Raw genomic sequence first — 3,710 nt, 5'->3', positions numbered from 1 at the left:
CACTCTTCAAGACTTGGTTATCTTTTTCGCCTTTCGGCGTGAGATACAGTCCTGCGAGTGCCCACACAGATTGTCTGATTAAGTTGTTAAAGAGCAGTGGCAACCGGAAGTCTCTTCCGGGTTGCGAGGCTGCGTATCTTACGCTTTTCGCCTCCGGAGTCAAGCATTTATTTTCGCTTTTTGCCGGCTTCCCTCATCGGCGTGTTTCAGCTCAGAGTCGGTCAGTGGTGGCGCATTATAGGGAGTTTTCCGCCGCTGACAATAGTTTTTTTTTGATTTTCTTTCTGTTCGCGTCTTTTTTCAGCAAAAAAGGTGATTATGTTAGTTTTTCAACCAGAAATTGGTGCTATAGGCAACAATGATTAAATTAATATACTAGGATAACGTACTATATACGTAGTTATTCTCTATTCACTAATCCATGATCAGAAATAAATGGGATATCTAATGGTTAAATCCGCGCGTAATATGTCTGGATTGCCTTGGATTGCAGCCATGGCTTTTTTTATGCAGTCTTTGGATGCCACAATTCTTAATACTGCCTTACCAGCAATTGCTAAGAGTCTTCATCACTCTCCACTAGCAATGCAGCCTGCTATTGTCAGTTATACCTTAACTGTAGCAATGTTAATACCCGCCAGTGGTTGGTTAGCTGATAGGTTTGGTACTCGGCGGATATTCATTTATGCCGTCTCTCTCTTTTCTTTAGGCTCGTTAGCTTGTGCACTTTCCCACAATCTCTCTTTCTTGGTTATCTCCCGAGTGATTCAAGGAATAGGAGGAGCCATGATGATGCCTGTGGCTCGTCTGGCTTTATTAAGAACATATCCGCGTAGCGAATTGTTACCTATTTTGAATTTCGTCACTATGCCAGGGTTATTGGGGCCAATTTTAGGCCCAATGCTAGGCGGTTTGCTGGTGACCTACGCAACATGGCACTGGATCTTCATCATTAATATCCCCATCGGTTTATTGGGTATCATTTATGCCAGAAAGAACATGCCCAATTTAACAATGCCCAAATGCTCTTTCGATTTTCTGGGATTCATGTTGTTTGGCATGGGATTAGTAATGATTTCAGTCAGCTTTGACTTATTTGGTGAGAATTCTCTTTCTGGCTATATTCCCTTTTTGTTATTGGCTGGCGGTATCATTATTCTGTTGGGGTATATTTTCCACGCGAAAAAGCACAAAAACCCCCTCATTAACTTACAGTTATTCCAGACACATACATTTTCAATCGGTATCGCCAGCAATATTGCAACTCGTTTGAGTACCGGTTCTCTCTCATTTATTATTCCATTGATGCTACAAGTAGGGTTTGGATACTCAGCAGTGATAGCTGGAATAATGATGGCACCAAATGCGATAGGTTCTATTTTCGCCAAATCTTTTGTCACCAAGATACTGACCCTATTTGGCTATAGAAATACACTCCTTTGGGTCACCGTCATTATTGGTGTAATGATTTCACAATTTTCTCTACAAACACCGGGACTCTCTGTCGCATTTTTAATAATCCCTCTATTTATATTGGGAATGGCAATGTCTACGCAGTTTACAGCGATGAATACGATTACGCTTGGTGATTTGAATAATAACAATACAAGCGCTGGTAATAGTCTGCTAGCGGTGGTTCAGCAGTTATCGATAAGTTTTGGGGTAACCGTCAGTGCCGCTGTTCTTCGGTTTTATGAGTCAATGGGAAATGGCTCAACCGTGAGCCATTTTCACTATACCCTAATTACAATGGGAGTCATTACCTTGGTTTCTTCTACTATCTTTCTGTTACTTAATAAAGAAGACGGAAATAACTTAATTAAGAAATGAAACCATTAACGGCTGGCTACTGAACTACACTCGATCAGCATTGGCGTTAAAACCAGTTCAATGGGTGCACTTTCTGGATTGTCAATTCTGTAGAGCAGAATCTCAATTGCCAGTTTACCCAGTTCATCTTTTGGTTGATGGATAGTCGTCAACGGGGGGCCAAATAGGGGGCAATTGCTATGTCATCCTCGGGAATTTCAGGTAATTGGAGGAGTTTTTTCATTGATAACAATCCCCCCGCAAATTCATAATCACTGTGGATTTCATAACCATCAGGGATCTCAAGCTAAGCATCTCTCATTGCTTTTCGATATCCAGCCAGACGCTGACGGGCAGGAGGTATATTCTGTGAACCTGCAATACAGGCAATTTTGCGAAAACCACGATTAATTAGATAAAATGTAACCAATTCTCCTCCGAACAGAGAGTTATCTTTAATAACATCACTAAAAGCATCAAAAGGGGATCAATCCAATCAATGTTACTATTGGCACTAGCGGATATCGCAACAGAAAGCCTTTGGATAGCAATTTATGTTCGGAACTCATAATTAAAAGGCCATCAACACGTTTTTGCAGTAGTGTTTCCATACCGTGTAACATACGTGTAACGTTACCTTCGGTATTATTCAGATCGTCAATAGCCGCATTAACTTTCTTTTTCACGTTCTCACTGACATAACGATTGCCGTTAATCACATGAGAAATAGTTGATGTCGATACACCCGCCAGATGGGCAACGTCTTTCATGGTAGCCACGGTTAATCCTGTTCAGATAGAAATGTATCAATTTCATTTCGCCACGGAATCGCAGGCTGTGCTCCCTGACGTGTCACTGCAATCGCAGCCGCAGCATGAGCAAAGCGGATCGCCGACAACATTTCCTTTCCTTCCAGCAACCCCGTCACCAAAGCACCATTAAAAGTATCCCCTGCCGCAATTGTGTCGATCGCTTTTACTTTAAATCCGGGAACAATTTTGCCTTCCTGACCTTTCTCACTTAACCATACACCGCGGCTTCCCAAAGTAATGATGACTGTTTCTATACCTTTATCATGCAAGGCCAGAGCCGCCTGCTTCACACCCACATCGTCATTTACGGCAATGCCTGTCAGGTATTCTGCTTCGGTTTCATTCGGTGTAATGATATCTACCAGAGAAAGTAACTTATCTGATAATTTTTGGGCTGGGGCGGGATTCAAAATAACTTTGGTATGATGTTTATTCGCCGTTTTAGCCGCAAGTTGCACCGTTTCTAATGGTGTTTCCAACTGTAGCAATAGGGCACCTGCCTCTTTGACCACATGCTCATAACGGCAGAAATAATCAGGTGTCAGAGCACCATTTGCCCCAGCATTAATAGCAATAACATTTTCCCCTTGCTGGTTGACAAAAATCAGGGCCACTCCCGTAGTTTCCCCTTCGATACACTCAATTGATGAAGTATTAATATTGTCTTTCACTAACTGCTGGAGAACGCGTTCTCCAATATCATCCTGACCAACACAGGCAATAAATGTAATGTCAGCACCGCAACGACCAGCAGCCACAGCCTGATTAGCGCCCTTTCCTCCAAAAGCAACCTGATACTGTCTTCCTTTTACGGTTTCTCCCGGCTGAGGAAAAGATTCAATGTTCAATATGTGATCCACATTAATGCTACCCATCACAACAAGTTTCGCTATATTCATTACATTTATTCCTGTTCAACACGTCCTATTCAATATGTAGGATTAATTAGCGTTAACTTAGTTCCACGAACCGTTAAATCCTGTACATTAGCTAATACTACAGCCGTAATCCATATTGTGCCATGATGGGGCTCTTCTTCCTTAAATAAAAGGCGGTGTCACATGTCATCCCCTGCCAAAATCTGGGAAC

Annotated in this window: 2 protein-coding genes and 1 pseudogene; 1 reads left to right on the top strand and 2 read right to left on the bottom strand. The window is 42.2% G+C overall.

Annotated features, from left to right (window positions below; translation table 11 throughout):
• The first annotated feature begins 447 nt into the window (after nucleotides 1-447).
• The gene (gene mdtD / locus BM329_RS14025) at nucleotides 448-1,830 is read left to right on the top strand and encodes a multidrug transporter subunit MdtD (protein WP_092554390.1); all 1,383 of its coding nucleotides are present in this window, start codon (nucleotides 448-450) and stop codon (nucleotides 1,828-1,830) included.
• A 5-nt stretch (nucleotides 1,831-1,835) separates the two neighbouring features.
• On the opposite strand, the pseudogene BM329_RS14020 reads toward mdtD, so the two are convergent.
• Together BM329_RS14020 and rbsK are read right to left on the bottom strand one after the other, a co-directional pair.
• A pseudogene (locus BM329_RS14020) lies at nucleotides 1,836-2,579 on the bottom strand (substrate-binding domain-containing protein).
• 11 nt (nucleotides 2,580-2,590) lie between these two features.
• A complete protein-coding gene (gene rbsK / locus BM329_RS14015; RefSeq protein ID WP_092554387.1) occupies nucleotides 2,591-3,520 on the bottom strand; it encodes a ribokinase in 930 nt (309 codons plus the stop codon).
• Nucleotides 3,521-3,710: the final 190 nt, after the last annotated feature.

The organism is Xenorhabdus koppenhoeferi, assembly GCF_900116635.1.
Lineage (GTDB): Bacteria > Pseudomonadota > Gammaproteobacteria > Enterobacterales > Enterobacteriaceae > Xenorhabdus > Xenorhabdus koppenhoeferi.
This window is presented reverse-complemented; position numbering and strand designations above follow the sequence as displayed.

Excerpts from the sequence above, each read along its gene's own strand:
- mdtD (WP_092554390.1), top strand. The coding sequence starts at position 448 with ATGGTTAAATCCGCGCGTAATATGTCTGGATTGCCTTGGATTGCAGCC.
- rbsK (WP_092554387.1), bottom strand. The coding sequence starts at position 3,520 with ATGAATATAGCGAAACTTGTTGTGATGGGTAGCATTAATGTGGATCAC.